The sequence below is a fragment of the Maribacter cobaltidurans genome (genome assembly GCF_002269385.1).
Classification (GTDB): domain Bacteria; phylum Bacteroidota; class Bacteroidia; order Flavobacteriales; family Flavobacteriaceae; genus Maribacter; species Maribacter cobaltidurans.
The window spans coordinates 924,046-939,783 of sequence record NZ_CP022957.1 but is presented as its reverse complement, the minus strand read 5'-3'; the positions used below and the strand labels follow the sequence as shown (position 1 = coordinate 939,783).

Sequence of the window (15,738 nt, the reverse complement as noted above, 5' to 3'; positions counted from 1 at the left end):
TCAAGGGTTTAACCGATTAATTTAGCTTAAAATGTTTAATAAAGACCGATGGGACGAAATATTGCAGGTGCTGACCACAAACTGGTTCAGGACATTGCTTACGGCCTTTGGTGTCTTTTGGGGAATTTTTATACTGATCATATTGTTGGCCGCTGGAAAGGGACTCGAGAATGGGATAAGGGCCGATTTTGGGGATATCGCCACAAATACCATGTTCATGTGGACGAGAACGGCTTCCAAAGCGTATAAGGGACTGCCTAAGGATAGGGAATTCAGTTATAAAACAGGTGATGTCGCGGATATTTGGGAGAATGTTGATGGGCTTCGGTTCGTTTCTCCAAGAAATCAACTTGGTAATTTTCAAGGTGCCAACAATGTGGTAAGAGGTTTAAAAACAGGTGCCTTTAGCGTATATGGGGATTATCCGGAAATCATAAAGCAGGAGCCCATGGACATAACCTCCGGACGTTTTCTAAATTATGGCGATATCAATGAGAAACGTAAGGTTGCGATTATAGGTGTAGATGTAAAGTCAAGTTTATATGACAAGGGTGAAGAATGCCTTGGAACCTATATAAAAATTAACGATGTTAATTTTATGGTAGTCGGAACATATAAAAAAAAGAATGCAGACGGGAATAGCGAAAATGCACAGAAGGAAATATATATTCCTTTCACTTCCTTTTCGCAGGCCTTTAATAGAGGTGATAATGTAGGCTGGATGGCCATTACCGCCGTGGATGAAGTGCCAATTACCAATATCAAGGACAAAATATTCACAATTGTTAAGGAAAACCATAGAATACATCCTGAAGATACACGAGCTGTTGGTCATTTTGATTTGAATGAACAATTCCAAAGAGTGGTCAGTCTTTTTGGAGCCTTGAGGTTGATTGCCTATTTCGTTGGGATATGTGTGCTTCTTTCCGGTATCATTGGGGTTAGTAACATTATGCTGATTGTAGTTAAGGAAAGGACAAAGGAAATAGGTATTAGGCGCGCGTTAGGGGAGAGTCCATGGTCCATTAAACAACAGATTTTAATGGAGTCTATATTTTTGACCATTATCTCAGGTATGAGCGGAATCGCCTTTGGAGCCTTGGTAATTTATGGTATCAATTACGTATTGGATATTAGTGGGCCGGTGATGATGTTCGTAAATCCAAGCGTAAACCTTGGGGTGGTAACCGTTGCGCTGATAATTTTAATTGTTTCAGGGTTGTTTGCCGGATTCATTCCTGCCAATAGTGCTATCAAAATTAGACCGATAGAGGCCCTAAGAAACGAATAAGAGAAAGAAATTAAAATATTCATCAATCAATTCAACTAAAAAATGAAGAAAAAAGTAACCATTTTTATTTTGCTGTTCATTGTAGTCGCCTTCGGTGGAGCGATGTACTATTTATACCAAAAAAATGCGGAAGACCCCGTAGTTTATGAAACCGAGACTCCCACTACGGAGACCATTGTGAAAAAGACGGTGGCTACCGGGAGTATCTTACCACTAGAGGAAGTCTTGATCAAACCCAATATTTCAGGGGTTATAGAAGAAATTTATGTTGAAGGTGGGGATTATGTAAAATCCGGGGATCTGATATGTCTTATTAAGGTAGTGCCAAATTTAAATGCTTTGAACGATGCTAGAAACGCCATTGACGAGGCGAAAATAGGCTTGGACGATCAACTACGTAATTTGGAGCGTCAAAAAAATCTATTTTCAAAAGGTGTTATTTCCAAAGTAGATTTAGAACGAGCTCAAGTTGCCTATGATCAGGCCAAGCAGGCTTATGGTGCTGCCAACAAGAGGTTTGATATTGTAAAAACAGGTACCACTCAGGGCTACGGAAACGCTGCAAATACCCAAATAAGGGCTACGGTAAGCGGTATGGTACTGGAAGTTCCCGTAGAGGTTGGAAATCAGGTTATCGAGAGTAATACCTTTAATGAAGGAACTACCATTGCTGCCATAGCCGATGTGGACAAAATGATTTTTGAAGGTAAGGTAGACGAATCCGAAGTTGGGAAAATAAAGGAAGACTTGCCATTGGAAATCACCGTTGGAGCTATTGAAAACGCTGTTTTTAAAGCTGTATTGGATTATATAGCTCCAAAGGGGAAAGCGGAAAACGGGGCTATCCAATTTGAGATAAAGGGAACATTGCAAAAACAGGATTCCGTATTTATCCGTGCTGGCCTAAGTGCAAATGCCTCAATAATTTTAGCTCGTGCAGATAGTGTTCTTGCTGTTAAGGAAGCATTGGTTCAGTTTGATGGCAAGACCAAAAAACCATTTGTGGAAGTGGAGACAGGTAATCAACAATTTGAACGCAAGGATATTGAATTGGGTATAAGTGACGGTATTAACGTAGAAGTCAAATCCGGTATTTCCAAAGGCGATAAAATTAAGGTTTGGAACGCGATTAAAGCAGATGAATTCGCCCAGAATTAAAATAGAAAGGAATTTTCTGTTTTTTCTTGTAACAAAATTAAAGAACATAAGTCTAACCAGTAGACTTGAATATATGTACAGTCTAAAACAATAACCAACATGATCGAAATAAAAAATCTTCATAAGTCCTATAAAATGGGCAAAAACTCCTTACATGTACTTAAGGGTATAAATTTTTCCGTAGAGGAAGGCGAGTTGGTGGCCATTATGGGATCTTCTGGATCTGGGAAGTCCACTTTATTGAATATTCTGGGTATGTTGGATGAGCTTGATGAAGGAAGTTACACCTTGGATGGGGTGCCCATTAAGAACTTGAACGAGACCAAAGCGGCCCAATACCGAAATAAGTTTTTGGGATTTATATTTCAATCCTTCAATTTGATCAATTATAAGAGTGCCGCGGAGAATGTGGCTTTGCCTTTATACTATCAAAAAGTAGGAAGAAAGGAGCGTCAGGAAAAGGCACTAAAATATTTGGAACAGGTGGGGCTTAAACAATGGTCATCTCATTTGCCCAGTGAACTTTCGGGTGGACAGAAACAGAGGGTGGCAATCGCCCGTGCTATGGCCGCTGAACCTAAAGTTTTATTGGCGGATGAGCCTACGGGGGCTTTGGATAGTAAAACTTCCTATGAAGTTATGGATTTGATTCAGAAAATCAATGATCAAGGAAATACCATATTGGTGGTAACACATGAAGAAGATATTGCCCATATGTGCAAACGTATAGTGCATTTAAAGGACGGGGTCATTGTGGAGGATAAAAAAGTAGAACAAGTTAGAGCTGCACAATATGTTTAATAGGGACAACTGGAAAGAAATATTCGAAACCATACAGAAAAACAAGTTAAGGACTTTCCTTTCCGGTTTTACTGTAGCTTTGGGTATTTTAATATTTGTTGTTCTATACGGTTTTGGTAATGGACTCATTAATACGTTCAACGAGTTTTTTGAGGATGACGCTACCAACACCTTCTATATTTTTCCGGGAAGGACTTCCAAACCTTATAAGGGTTATAAATCCAATCGTCAAATAGAATTCGATAATTCAGACATAGCCGATATTGAAGAATCCTTTCCCCTTTTCGTGGAATATATTTCTCCAAGAGTGGATCGCAGTGGGTTGGTCAAGTATAAGAATGAATCCAATAACTATACCACACGTGGTGTTAGCGAATCCTATCAATTTGCGGAAAAGACCATGATCATGAAGGGTAGGTATTTAAACAAGGAGGATGTCAAGGACAAGACGAAGTATGCCGTAATCGGTAGATTGGTGGAAAAGGATCTCTTTAAAAATGAGAACGCCTTGGGCAAGTATATAGATATTACAGGAAGCGCCTTTAAAGTGATAGGTGTATTTCAGGATGATGCCGGGGATGATGAGGAACGTAGGATTTATATACCATATACTACACGGCAATTGATTGAAAAGAATACGGATAAGATTGATCAGATAGCTATAGGCTTTAAGCCCGAGATTGGCTATACAGGTGCCATGACCTTTGAAAGAAAGTTGGGGGATTTTATTCGAGAGAAAAAATTCATTGATCCGAACGATCAACGCGGATTTTTTATTCGAAATGTTGCCGATCAACTAAAGCAAAACCAACAGTTTGCTGGAGTTTTGCAAATAATCGTAGGATTCGTAGCCTTTGGAACCATAATCGCAGGCATCATTGGTATTAGTAATATTATGGTTTTTGTTGTAAAGGAGCGAACCAAGGAGATAGGAATACGCAAAGCTTTGGGAGCAACCCCAAAATCTGTGATAAGTACCATTCTTTTGGAATCTGTTTTCATAACCACTATTTCCGGAATTATAGGAATGGTTTTAGGGGTGGCCATGTTAAGTTCATTAGGAGATACTTTAAAGGATTATTTTATAACTAATCCATTCATCAATATGGGCACTGCGGTGTTCGCGACTGTCGTATTGATATTTTTTGGAGGACTTGCGGGGTATATACCTGCTAGAAGAGCGGCCAGAATTAAACCAATTGTAGCATTAAGGGACGAATGATATGAAATTTATTTTCGATAGAAATACTTGGCAAGAAATATTCGGTTCTATTAGTAAAAATAAGACAAGAACCATTATCACAATTGTGGGTGTGCTCTGGGGCATTTTTATCTATATAGCCTTATCCGGTGCGGCCAAAGGGATGGATAACGGTTTTGAAAAGGTATTCGAAAGTGTATCCATGAACAGCATGTTTGTTTGGGGGCAGAGTACAAGTATGCCTTACGAAGGTTTCAAAACTGGTCGCCCCATGCAACTAAAATTGGGTGATGTCGCAAAGATGGAAAATAGGATACCGGAAATCAATAATATTGCCCCACGGATTACATTGGGGAATTTTGGTTCAGATCCGGTTTTTACAGTGAGAGGCCAAAAATCTGGAAATTACCCGGTAAATGGGGATTATCCTGTCTACACCAAAATAGCTACAAAACAAATTTTTGATGGAGGAAGGTTTATCAATGATGAGGATATTTTACAGGCAAGAAAAGTCTGTGTCATTGGAGAGCGAAATTTACAGGAACTATTTGAAAAGGATGAAGACCCTATAGGCCAATTTATAAGGATTGGAGATGTCTATTTTCAAGTAGTAGGGGTACACAAACTATCGCAAGGCGTTAGTTTTGATAATGACAATGCCATCTTTATTCCCTTTACCACATTCCAAAAATTATACAATACAGGGGATAATGTGGACTATTTCTGTATTGCGGCCTATGATAATGTAGATGTTGTACAGGTAGAAAAGGATGTTAAAGCACTTTTGAGAAATATACACCGTGTTAATCCTGAAGATGAAAGGGCTTTTGGTTCTTTCAATTTGGGAGAAATGTTTACTAGAGTTTCCGGGTTTGCCAAGGGAATGACTTTTCTAAGCCTTGTTGTAGGTATAGCCACAATATTGGCAGGTGTCATCGGCATTGGAAACATTTTGCTAATATCCGTCAAGGAGCGTACCAAGGAATTGGGTGTTAGACGGGCCTTGGGTGCTACGCCTTCCGAAGTTAGAAACCAAATTATATTGGAATCGGTTTTCTTGACCATGGTTGCAGGGGTTATCGGGATTATTTTAGGTGCAGGAGTCTTATCCATTATTAATAACCTCACCAAGGATTTGGATTTTCCATACACTAATCCAACGGTGCCCATACCCTATGTTCTTGGAGCCTTATTGATTATGGTAATCCTTGGAACGTTAATAGGATTGATTCCCGCACAACGCGCAGTAAGTATAAAACCAATAGATGCATTAAGAGAAGAATAACAACCATTTAAATAAACACTTAAAATGAACAAAATCGTAAAATATATCTTAATAGGAGTTTTAGTGCTTGGAGCACTTTGGGCCGCTGTTTTCTTTATAAAATCCAACAGCAAATCTGCTATTACGTATGATACCAGCCAACCTTTTATTTCGAGCATCGAAAAGAAAACGGTGGCAACCGGGAAGGTGGTTCCAGAAGATGAAATTGAGATTAAGCCTCAAATTTCAGGAATTATTGAAAAGATATACCTAGAGGAAGGAGCTAAGGTAAAGGCAGGAGATTTGATTGCCGTGATTAAAGTTGTACCCAACGAGCAATCTTTAAACCAGGCAAGTGGAAGGGTTAGGAATGCTGAATTGGCCCTAAACAATGCTAAAATAGAATACGACAGGAACAAATCCCTTTTTGATAAAGGCGTAATTTCCAGTCAAGACTTCAACAATTTGCAACTTACGTATAACCAGGCTCAACAGGAGTTGGAAAATGCCCGGGCGGACTATCAAATTATCCGTAGGGGGTCTGCCGGTGGGTCTTCAAGTGCCAATACCAATATTAGGGCCACTGTTGATGGTACTATTTTGGAGATTCCTGTGGAGGAGGGTGATCAGGTTATCCAAAGTAACAACTTCAATGATGGTACTACCATTGCCTCAATTGCGGATTTGGGTCAAATGATTTTTGAAGGAAAAGTGGATGAAGGAGAAGTGGGTAAGCTTAAAGTGGGAACACCCTTAAAGATAAGCCTTGGTGCCGTTGAGGATGTGGAGTTGGATGCTAAACTAAAGTTTATTGCACCAAAGGGTATAGAGGAAACGGGAGCTGTACAATTTAAGATAGAAGGTGATGTGGAGGAGAAGGATGATGTTTTCATTCGTGCTGGGTACAGTGCCAATGCTTCCATTGTTTTGGAAAAGAAGGATAGTATTCTTGTAATCCCGGAGGCCGTATTGCAGTTTGACAAAGAAACCGATAAGCCTTACGTTGAAGTTGCCGTGGGTTCTGCGGAGGAGCAAAAATTTGAAAGAAGGGAGATTGAGACCGGTATTTCTGATGGGGTCAATGTGGAAGTGATATCAGGATTGACCAAAGAGGATAAAGTTAAACATTGGAATAAAACGGAGCCTATTAAAAAAGGTGAGGAAGAAAAAGACACTGAATAATCATCATCAATCAAAATAAAAAATCAAAAAATGAAGTATACGATAACCACAATACTACTGTTCTTGGTAGTGGGGACTACATGGGCCCAAAATAAAAAATGGACCTTGGAGGAATGCGTTACCTATGCCGTGGAAAATAACCTTTCGGTTGAGCAGTTTGAACTGGATCTAGAGAATGCCAAGATTGATAAATCCGACGCGCTTGGTAGATTATTACCAAGTCTAAACAGTAATCTCAGTGTTGCAGGAAATACGGGACTTTCTTTTGATCCTACGACCAATCAGCCCGTAACCACAACTATATTAACAGCAAATGGCGGATTGACTTCTTCGTTGACCTTGTTCGATGGTCTCCGTAATATCAATAGACTTAATAGGGCTAAACTGAATGCTATTGCAAATGATTATAGGTTAGAAAATTTGAAGGATGATATACGGTTAAATGTAGCACAGGCCTACTTACAAATATTATCAAACAAGGAAGCTCTTGAGGTTTCAAAAGCACAGTATGCCGTAACTCAGCAGGACTTGGAACGGACCAAGGAGTTAGTTAGTTCAGGAGTGGTTCCCAGGGGAGATCTTTTGGAACTGGAGGCCACCGCTGCAAATCAGGAGCAACAAATAGTAAATAATGAGGGCTTGGTCATAATTTCAAAAATAAATTTAGCGCAACTTCTTCAAATTACCGATTACGAGAATTTTGATATTGCTGATGAATCGTTTGAAATTCCACCTTCGGACATATTGAATAATGGCCCAAAAACAATTTTTGCAAAGGCTCTGGAGTTTAGAAACGATATTAAATTTTCCGAGTCCATGATGGATCTTGCAGAAAAAGATGTTGAACTAGCCAAAGGGGCATATTACCCTACTTTATCTGCATTTTTCAATTATAACACTCGATATTCAGATCAAGGCGGTTTCGATCCCGCAACGGGCAATCTTGTGCCTGCGGAGAGTTTTACTAACCAATTATGGATTAATGATGGTATTTCCTATGGGGCGCAAATGAACATTCCCATATTCAACGGATGGAGTACTAGAAATAACGTAAAACGGTCCGAAATAGGTTTGGAAAAGGCCAAGGTGCAATTGGAGCAGGATAAATTGGCTTTGGAATCTACCGTGAATCAAGCCTACGTAGATGTTACTACTTTTCGTAAATCTTATGAGGCTGCAGAAAAAACATTGGAAGCTCGAACTTTGGCCTATGAATATGCCAAGGAGCGTTTCGATGTGGGTTTAATGAATTCCTTTGACTTTGGCCAAGCCCAGGCTCGGGTGGACGATGCTGCTGCCAACGTAATACGTGCTAAATATGAATACATTTTTAGATTAAAATTTCTCGAATTCTTTTTTGGAATTCCAATAACATTAGATTGATTACAAGAATAAACACAAAAAAACCTGCAATGTATAGTTGCAGGTTTTTTTGTGTTTATGCTCTACCTTTGAAAAATGGGACTTATTCTTAATTTGGAAACAGCAACAACAAATTGCTCAGTGTGCTTGGCCAAGGATGGCAATTTGATTGCTATAAGGGAAAATAATACCCCGAATTACTCACATGCGGAACAACTTCATGTATTTATCCAGGAATGTCTGCACGAAGCGAAGTGTTCGCCAAATGATTTGGATGCCATTGCCGTTAGTAAAGGTCCAGGTTCTTATACTGGTTTAAGAATAGGGGTATCGGCCGCCAAGGGTTTGTGCTTTGCCTTGGATGTTCCATTAATTTCAATCGCCACCTTAGAAAGCATGGCTAGTCAGTTGAATTTAAAGGAAAGGGGTTATATTATACCCGTTTTGGACGCAAGACGTATGGAGGTGTACTCGGCAGTATTTGATTCCCATTTGAATGAGATAAGGGAAACACAGGCCGAAATAATAGAGGAATATTCTTTTCATGAATATTTAAAAAATAATAAGGTACATTTTCTTGGATCGGGTGCAGATAAAATAAGGTCTACCCTTGGCCACGTAAATGCAGATTTTGATATACAATGCGTACCCTCTTCAAGAGAAATGGCAAGACTTTCCCACGGAAAATTTAAAAGCAGGGATTTTGAAGACGTGGCTTATTTTGAGCCTTATTATCTAAAGGATTTTATGGTTACCAAAAAGAAGTAAAATGGCCTTCATTTTAATGAAGGCCATTTTTTGACTTTTAACGTTTTTGAGTTTACTCTCCTTTATGAATAACCCTTTGTGGGAATGGTATTTCAATGCCTTCTGCATCAAATCGGCTTTTAATTTCTTCCATCACAAAAAAGTGAGCTGCCCAAAAATCAGGGTTGTTCGCCCAAAATCGTAAGGTTAGATTCACAGAACTGTCGGCCAATTCCCCAACGTAAACTTCCGGTGCCGGATCTTTAAGTATTGTCTCACGGTCTTTGCATATTGACAAAAGAATCTCCTTGGCTTTTTTAATGTTGGACCCATACCCGATACCAACATCAATTTTATCCCTTCTTGTATCCTCGGCGTTATAATTAATGATATTATTGTTGGATAACTGTCCATTGGGTATAATGGCGATTTGATTTCCAAAGGTTTTCAATTTTGTAGTAAAAATGGAGATTTCTTTAACAGAGCCGTCCACGCCTTGCGCGGATATCCAATCTCCGACCTTAAATGGTTTAAAGAGTAAAATTAAAACACCACCTGCAAAATTTGCCAAGGATCCTTGTAGGGCCAAGCCAATGGCCAATCCTGCGGCACCGATAATGGCCACCAGCGAAGAGGATTGTACGCCCAATTGGGTTATTACAAGTACAAAAAGAAGTATTTTAAGTGCAATGGAAATCAAGCTTTGCAGAAAGGATTCCAAAGATTCATCATAGTCCTTTTTGGCAAAAAATTTGCGTATCATTTTGTTAATGAATCGAATCACATAAATACCTACAAACAGAAGTAGAATGGCCGTTACTAAATTAGGTAGTGCATCCCAGAACCATTTGATGGCATTGTCAACATGTTCTTGATAATTGGTAAATTTTTCCATAAAATTTTTTTATTAATTGATATCTCAACTTACTACAATTACCCTACGCGAATCAAGTTTATTTATTTAAACTAATGTTAACAAAAGGCTTAAACCATTAGACGAGTCAAAGCTTTTTTTGTTTGAGTCAATGGCATCTGGCAAGCACCTTGTTCACAAATGAAAATTTGTGTCTTTCCAGATAGATGTCTGTCCTTTAACAAAGGCATGTCACTATGTTGTTTGCAGCCTGCAAAGACGGCATTAGGTAGAAATTCCTTTTGTAAATCCAGTATTTTTTTCTTGAACCTATCTCCTACAACGGCGACCTCATAAAAGGGTAATTCAGTGTGTAGTATTAGGTCCAACCAATTGGCATGGCTTTGGGTATTTTTGGAAAAATTGGATTGAACATTTTTAAGCATTTTTATATAAATAGTGTCATAATTCTTTTCCGGGAAGAACTTGGAAAGTTTAAAGAGATTCTGGGCCATTATGGAATTGGAAGATGGTGTCACATTGTCTTCTACCTCCAAAGTTCTTCTTATTACAAATTCATCCTTTTTGGAAGTAAAATAAAAAAGTCCGCTTTCCATATCCAGGAAGTTTGCCAAACAATACTCCATTAATTCCTTTGCCGTCTTCAGCCAAACCTCCTCAAAGGATACTTCGTAAAGGCCTATAAAGGCATCTATTATGGAAGCATAATCCTCCAAATAGCCCTTAATATTGTTTTTCCCATTTTTATAGTTACGAAATAAGCCACCGTCCTTTTGTCTTAAGTTTTGAAGTATAAATTTGGCATTTTGTAATGCCAAATCCATATAATTGTCTTTTTGGAGATATTTAAAGGCATCTACCAGCCCTTTGAGCATGAGACCGTTCCAAGAGGTCAATATTTTATCGTCCAGTCTAGGCCTGCTTCTCTTACTTCTTGTTGTCTTTAATATCTTTAAACACTTTGCTATTTTATTTTTGAGCTCTTCCTCTGAGATTTCATATTCTTTAAGAATTTCGCCCTCATGGGTGTCTCTTATGAGGACATAATTGCCATTTTCCCAATGTCCATAGCGATTGATATTGTAATATTTTGAAAAGAGGAGAAAATCTTCACGCAATAGATTTTTGAGTTCATTTTCTTCCCAAATGTAAAAGGCACCCTCTTCCAAATCTCCGTGTTTATTTATGCTATCCGCATCCAGGGATGAGTAAAAACCTTTTTCGGGGGATAGAAGTTCTTCTTTGACAAAAGCGATGCTTTTTTCTACTGTTTCCCTATAAAGTTCATCGCCAGAGGCGGCGTAGGCCTTGGAATACAAGCTAATGAGCTGACCATTGTCATATAGCATCTTTTCAAAGTGGGGTACGTGCCATTTTGTGTCCACCGAATATCTGGAAAACCCACCCCCTACATGGTCAAAAATTCCGCCATAGGCCATTCTTTTTAATGTGGTGTGAACATATTCTAAAATGCTCTTGTCCTTTAAGGATGTGCCATAATGTAGAAGGAAGTTCAAGTTTACGGGCATTGGGAATTTGGGGGCTCTCTTATATCCTCCTAAAAAAGTATCGAAATAATTGGACCATTCAAGAACGTCTTTCCTAAGTATAGCTATGGTATAGTTGTCCTTATCTGTATTATTGGGTATGATGTTGATTTGCTTGATGCCTTTGGCCATATTTTGTGCATAATCCAATACACGTTCCGGTGTGGATTTGTATAATCGAAATAAATTACCAAGGACTTCTATCCAATCCTGCTTTTTTACATAGGTGGCTCCCCAGAATGGTCGACCGTCCGGTAGGGCCACAATATTAAGTGGCCAGCCACCACTGCCGGTCATCATTTGCAGGGCGTCCATATAAATATGGTCAATGTCAGGGCGTTCTTCACGATCTATTTTAATGTTTATAAAGTTGGCGTTCATGACCTCTGCGACCTCTTCATCCTCAAAACATTCGTGTTCCATTACATGGCACCAGTGGCAAGCAGCATATCCTATGCTGATTAACAATAATTTACCCTCATTTTGAGCCTTTTCCAAAGCGCTTTGGCTCCACGCTTCCCAGTTTACCGGATTATGGGCATGCTGTAAAAGATATGGACTTGTTTCTTTGATGAGCTCATTGGTATGTTTTGGAGCCATAGTAATTTGAGTTTAGATAAATAATCAAACTTGCTAGGAATGAAAAAATGAAAAAAGCGCCACTAGGGCGCTCTTTATTTCTATAATTGAAGTAAAATTATTGCACCTCAAAAGTAATCTTTACGTTGACACGATAGTTTACCATTTTTCCATCTTCTACGGTAGCACTTTGTTCGTTAATATAAACAGAACGAATATTTTTTACCGATTTAGAGGCCTGGGCTACTGCATTTTTTGCGGCATCTTCCCAACTTTTGTCAGAATTGGCCAATACTTCTATAACTTTTAATACTGCCATAATTAGTGTTTTTATGATTTGCTTGAAGTTAACAAATCTTTTGCGGAATTTGCGCCAAATCAATTGTTTTTTTAGCCGTTTAAAGCCACTACTTCGTTTACCCTATCTCCCATCATATTCTTCAACATCGTCTCTATACCATTTTTTAAGGTAAAGGTAGATGAAGGACAACCACTACAGGCACCTTGCAGGATGACGTTTACTGTACGGCTTTCGGGCTCATAGGATTTAAATAGGATATTACCACCGTCACTGGCAACCGCAGGTTTTACATATTCCTCTAAAATATCAATGATTTCCAAAGAGGTGTCATCCAAATCTTCTTGAGGTTGGGATTGGTTATTGTCCCCTGTTTCAGTTGTTTTTATTGGTTCGGCATTGGAGGTCACAATATCATTGCCCTCTGCAATAAAATTTCTGATAAGTTCTCTCAGCTCTATCGTAATGTCTTCCCATTCGGCCACTTCATACTTGGAAACCGATACGTAGTTGTCGTCAATAAATACTTGCTTAACAAATGGAAATTGAAATAATTGTGTGGCAAGTGGTGAGTCTTTTGCCTCGTCTATATTTTTAAACTCGTACATGGAACCCACAATCTTTTTGCTTGCCACGAATTTCATGGTGGCTGGATTGGGAGTTACCTCGGCATAAACGGTTACCGCTATGGGTTTGTCCGTATCTTCTTCTATGACTACCGGTTCCCCGGCATTTAAATATTCCACTAATTGCTGGGCCACTTCATCCTTTACATCGTCCCATTCCACGATATCATATCGTTCCATCCCAACAAAGTTTCCTGATATGTATACCGTCTTTATGAAAGGAAGATAAAAAAGTTGTTGTGCTAGAGGTGAGTTTTTGGCTTCGTCTATATTTTTAAATTCGTAGTTCTTCCGCTTTACCAACATATGATTGGATTCAAACTTTAGTATAGCGGGATTATTAGTTTTTACAACAGTTATATTGTACTCTTTCATTGGATTCAATTTTTATCAAAAATACAAAGGAATTCTAAGTTTCTCCATACATAATAATGTACTGTTTGAACCGTTATCCTTTATATTTGGTGTTATTTACACTTTTACCCCAAATTCTTGACATGAGATGTAAGTTGGTTCTATTGCTGTCCTTCCTATTGTTTGGTTTAAAAGCCAGTGCACAAGAGGGTATTCCTGTATATTTTGATTATTTGGCCGATAACTACTATTTGATATTTCCTTCCATGGCGGGTATCAGTGAATGTGGAAAAATTAGGGCAACGGCCAGAAAACAGTGGTTTGATGTGGAAGATGCACCAAACCTACAAACAATAAACGGACATTTTAGATTAGGAGATTCCCCAAGCGGTGTAGGGGCTATTATTTTCAATGATGCCAATGGCTATCATTCCCAAACAGGTTTTAAAGGTACCTATGCACATCATTTACGGATGGGTAGCGAGGATGTTCGAGTTTTGAACCAACTTTCCTTTGGATTAAGTGCAACCGTCCTTCAAAGTAGTTTGGATGAAACAGAGTTTCGTTCCGTTGATTTCGATCCGGCGGTTTCAGGAATTAAGCTAAATGAAACCTATTATAATGTGGATTTTGGAATGTCTTATAGCTATCAGGAGTTTTTTACACATTTTGCCGTTTTGAATGCCTTGTCCTCAAAAAGGAATCTTTACAGGGTAAATAGAAATGATGATCCGGACAATTTGACAATACCTAGAGTAGATAATTTAAGAAGGTATATCATTTCTGCAGGCTATGTTTTTGGTAGAAGCGAATGGCAATTTGAACCTTCCGTACTTTTTCAAATGACGGATTTTACCAAGGAAAAGACCGTAGACATTAATGCGAAACTCTATAAGGACGTGAATTTTGGGCGTATTTGGGGAGGCGTTTCCTATAGAAGAAGTTTTGATGGTGCACAGTTTCAAACGGCAACTAGTTTTGGGGAACAACGCCTTCAATTGATAACACCTATAGTAGGAGCTAATTTCAATAAATTCATGATTTCCTATAATTACTCCTATCAAATGGGTGATATTCGATTTGACAATGGAGGATTTCACCAGATAACCCTAGGCTTCGATTTTTGTAAACCGGAAAAAAGATACGATTGTTACTGTCCCGCAGCTAATTAAAAAGGGCCTCCTACATTTGTAAAAGGCCCTGAAATGATTTAATATTTCATTACTAATCCCACGTGTAATTTTTTTGAGCCGCTTGTTTTTTTATTGCGCTCAGCATTACACTTTCTAGTTCGCCCTGAGTGTTTTCTTTTTGATTTTCGGCAATGTAAATTTCCCGTTTTTTATTTATTTCAGCGATTTCGGCCTGAATACGTTCCCTTTCCTCACGTTTGCCATTAATGTATTTTTCTATTTCTTGGTTTGATTTTCCTTTTAGTTCTTCCGGCAGACTTTCTTTCTCCACTTTTTCCAAACTAAAATCATCATCGGCCGAAGCATCGACCAAATCCCAAGATTTATTATTGTAAAGTCGGGAACTTTTGCTTACAGCCCGTTTTATAGCAACGCCATACCCAATACTCATGGCATTTTCATCCTGTGAAGCTTGTTTTTCTTCATATTCGCTTGCCATAGCGCCATATGAAATATATGTTTTGTTCAGTTTTGAATTCAATTGAATGATGATATCGTCATAGGGGGTATTGATATGGACTACTTCCCTATTATGGTCTATGGCCATATATTCGCCCCCTGTAAGTTGGGCACCTCTTTTCCACTCCGTTTCAATACCTTGTTCATAGTTACCACAAAATATGGTGTTCACAACGACATCGTTTTCCTTGGCATTGGTGACGGCATCTTTATAATTTAATCGACCTTGCGTAAAAGGTTCGTTTCCCGCAATAAAGATTATTCTCAAATTATCCGGGTTTTTGCCCCATTCCAATTGCTTCAAGGAAGTTTGGATAACTTCACCACAGTATTCTTCACCTCCATTGGTAGTCAGTGAAAATAATTTTTTGGAAATTTCGTCCAGGTCACTACTAAAATTCAAGACCTGTTGTATATAGCCTTCCCTATAGGAAAGGTCATCGTTTCCATATTGGTACAATGCGATTTGAAGATCGGGTCTGGTTTCATTTCCACATTTGGCCCTGGTGAATTCATTGACGATGTCCCATAATTGGGATTTCGCCTGATTGATCAATCCGTCCATACTGTTACTGGTATCCAATAACAATGCGATTTTAACCGTCCTCTTGTTCGGTTTTTTGTTAGGTTCAACCCTCTGTACCAATAGGATTTGTTTTTCATTTTTTGGTTCATTTTTACATCCATAGCCTAAATTTATACTCATTGCCATGAATCCTATAGCCAGTGCTTTTTGAATTTTTATCATCGTTTTATTGATTTGATTACGACGTAAACCTAGGATGAAACTTTTTGGAAATAA

At 38.7% G+C, this 15,738-nt stretch carries 14 protein-coding genes; 9 read left to right on the top strand and 5 right to left on the bottom strand.

Translation table 11 applies throughout. From position 1 onward, the window contains the following. Positions 1 to 31: 31 nt before the first annotated feature. From CJ263_RS04125 to tsaB, 8 genes are all read left to right on the top strand, one after another. Positions 32 to 1,291 (top strand): ABC transporter permease, encoded by a 1,260-nt coding sequence (locus tag CJ263_RS04125; protein ID WP_094996102.1) that lies wholly within the window; start codon positions 32 to 34, stop codon positions 1,289 to 1,291. 42 nt (positions 1,292 to 1,333) lie between these two features. Beyond that, positions 1,334 to 2,449, top strand: a complete 1,116-nt coding sequence (locus CJ263_RS04120) for an efflux RND transporter periplasmic adaptor subunit (RefSeq protein WP_094996101.1) — start codon at positions 1,334 to 1,336, stop codon at positions 2,447 to 2,449. Positions 2,450 to 2,548: 99 nt separating this feature from the next. Continuing rightward, positions 2,549 to 3,250: an ABC transporter ATP-binding protein gene (locus CJ263_RS04115; RefSeq protein ID WP_094996100.1), complete on the top strand. Its 702-nt coding sequence runs from the start codon at positions 2,549 to 2,551 to the stop codon at positions 3,248 to 3,250. Then, on the top strand, positions 3,243 to 4,472 hold the full coding sequence (locus CJ263_RS04110) for an ABC transporter permease (protein WP_094996099.1): 1,230 nt from the start codon (positions 3,243 to 3,245) through the stop codon (positions 4,470 to 4,472). Before CJ263_RS04115 ends, CJ263_RS04110 begins: the two co-directional genes overlap by 8 nt. Position 4,473: 1 nt before the next feature. Continuing rightward, entirely contained in the window at positions 4,474 to 5,736 is a 1,263-nt protein-coding gene (locus CJ263_RS04105; protein WP_094996098.1) for an ABC transporter permease, read from the top strand. Positions 5,737 to 5,760: 24 nt separating this feature from the next. Beyond that, entirely contained in the window at positions 5,761 to 6,897 is a 1,137-nt protein-coding gene (locus CJ263_RS04100) for an efflux RND transporter periplasmic adaptor subunit (protein ID WP_094996097.1), read from the top strand. Positions 6,898 to 6,927: 30 nt separating this feature from the next. Continuing rightward, positions 6,928 to 8,280, top strand: a complete 1,353-nt coding sequence (locus CJ263_RS04095; RefSeq protein WP_094996096.1) for a TolC family protein — start codon at positions 6,928 to 6,930, stop codon at positions 8,278 to 8,280. Positions 8,281 to 8,355: 75 nt separating this feature from the next. Next, positions 8,356 to 9,027 carry a tRNA (adenosine(37)-N6)-threonylcarbamoyltransferase complex dimerization subunit type 1 TsaB gene (gene tsaB / locus CJ263_RS04090; RefSeq protein WP_094996095.1) on the top strand — a complete coding sequence of 224 codons (672 nt, stop codon included), beginning with the start codon at positions 8,356 to 8,358 and terminating at the stop codon, positions 9,025 to 9,027. Positions 9,028 to 9,079: 52 nt separating this feature from the next. Here the strand turns inward: tsaB and CJ263_RS04085 are convergent, their stop codons facing one another. From CJ263_RS04085 to CJ263_RS04070, 4 genes are all read right to left on the bottom strand, one after another. Next, a complete protein-coding gene (locus CJ263_RS04085) occupies positions 9,080 to 9,901 on the bottom strand; it encodes a mechanosensitive ion channel family protein (RefSeq protein WP_094996094.1) in 822 nt (273 codons plus the stop codon). A gap of 89 nt (positions 9,902 to 9,990) precedes the next feature. Then, positions 9,991 to 12,027, bottom strand: a complete 2,037-nt coding sequence (locus tag CJ263_RS04080; RefSeq protein ID WP_094996093.1) for a thioredoxin domain-containing protein — start codon at positions 12,025 to 12,027, stop codon at positions 9,991 to 9,993. Positions 12,028 to 12,124: 97 nt separating this feature from the next. After that, positions 12,125 to 12,325: a dodecin family protein gene (locus tag CJ263_RS04075; protein ID WP_094996092.1), complete on the bottom strand. Its 201-nt coding sequence runs from the start codon at positions 12,323 to 12,325 to the stop codon at positions 12,125 to 12,127. Between the two features lie 71 nt (positions 12,326 to 12,396). Further along, positions 12,397 to 13,305, bottom strand: a complete 909-nt coding sequence (locus CJ263_RS04070) for a NifU family protein (RefSeq protein WP_094996091.1) — start codon at positions 13,303 to 13,305, stop codon at positions 12,397 to 12,399. A 122-nt stretch (positions 13,306 to 13,427) separates the two neighbouring features. On the opposite strand from CJ263_RS04070, the gene CJ263_RS04065 reads away from it, so the two are divergent. Then, the gene (locus tag CJ263_RS04065; protein ID WP_094996090.1) at positions 13,428 to 14,456 is read left to right on the top strand and encodes a PorP/SprF family type IX secretion system membrane protein; all 1,029 of its coding nucleotides are present in this window, start codon (positions 13,428 to 13,430) and stop codon (positions 14,454 to 14,456) included. Between the two features lie 52 nt (positions 14,457 to 14,508). Here CJ263_RS04065 and CJ263_RS04060 read toward each other — a convergent pair whose 3' ends face one another. Next, entirely contained in the window at positions 14,509 to 15,684 is a 1,176-nt protein-coding gene (locus tag CJ263_RS04060) for a vWA domain-containing protein (RefSeq protein WP_094996089.1), read from the bottom strand. Positions 15,685 to 15,738 lie beyond the last annotated feature (54 nt).

Bases quoted from the DNA above. Each gene is read 5' to 3' on its own strand.
- CJ263_RS04125 (WP_094996102.1), top strand. From the start codon at position 32: ATGTTTAATAAAGACCGATGGGACGAAATATTGCAGGTGCTGACCACA.
- CJ263_RS04120 (WP_094996101.1), top strand. From the start codon at position 1,334: ATGAAGAAAAAAGTAACCATTTTTATTTTGCTGTTCATTGTAGTCGCC.
- CJ263_RS04115 (WP_094996100.1), top strand. From the start codon at position 2,549: ATGATCGAAATAAAAAATCTTCATAAGTCCTATAAAATGGGCAAAAAC.
- CJ263_RS04110 (WP_094996099.1), top strand. From the start codon at position 3,243: ATGTTTAATAGGGACAACTGGAAAGAAATATTCGAAACCATACAGAAA.
- CJ263_RS04105 (WP_094996098.1), top strand. From the start codon at position 4,474: ATGAAATTTATTTTCGATAGAAATACTTGGCAAGAAATATTCGGTTCT.
- CJ263_RS04100 (WP_094996097.1), top strand. From the start codon at position 5,761: ATGAACAAAATCGTAAAATATATCTTAATAGGAGTTTTAGTGCTTGGA.
- CJ263_RS04095 (WP_094996096.1), top strand. From the start codon at position 6,928: ATGAAGTATACGATAACCACAATACTACTGTTCTTGGTAGTGGGGACT.
- tsaB (WP_094996095.1), top strand. From the start codon at position 8,356: ATGGGACTTATTCTTAATTTGGAAACAGCAACAACAAATTGCTCAGTG.
- CJ263_RS04085 (WP_094996094.1), bottom strand. From the start codon at position 9,901: ATGGAAAAATTTACCAATTATCAAGAACATGTTGACAATGCCATCAAA.
- CJ263_RS04080 (WP_094996093.1), bottom strand. From the start codon at position 12,027: ATGGCTCCAAAACATACCAATGAGCTCATCAAAGAAACAAGTCCATAT.
- CJ263_RS04075 (WP_094996092.1), bottom strand. From the start codon at position 12,325: ATGGCAGTATTAAAAGTTATAGAAGTATTGGCCAATTCTGACAAAAGT.
- CJ263_RS04070 (WP_094996091.1), bottom strand. From the start codon at position 13,305: ATGAAAGAGTACAATATAACTGTTGTAAAAACTAATAATCCCGCTATA.
- CJ263_RS04065 (WP_094996090.1), top strand. From the start codon at position 13,428: ATGAGATGTAAGTTGGTTCTATTGCTGTCCTTCCTATTGTTTGGTTTA.
- CJ263_RS04060 (WP_094996089.1), bottom strand. From the start codon at position 15,684: ATGATAAAAATTCAAAAAGCACTGGCTATAGGATTCATGGCAATGAGT.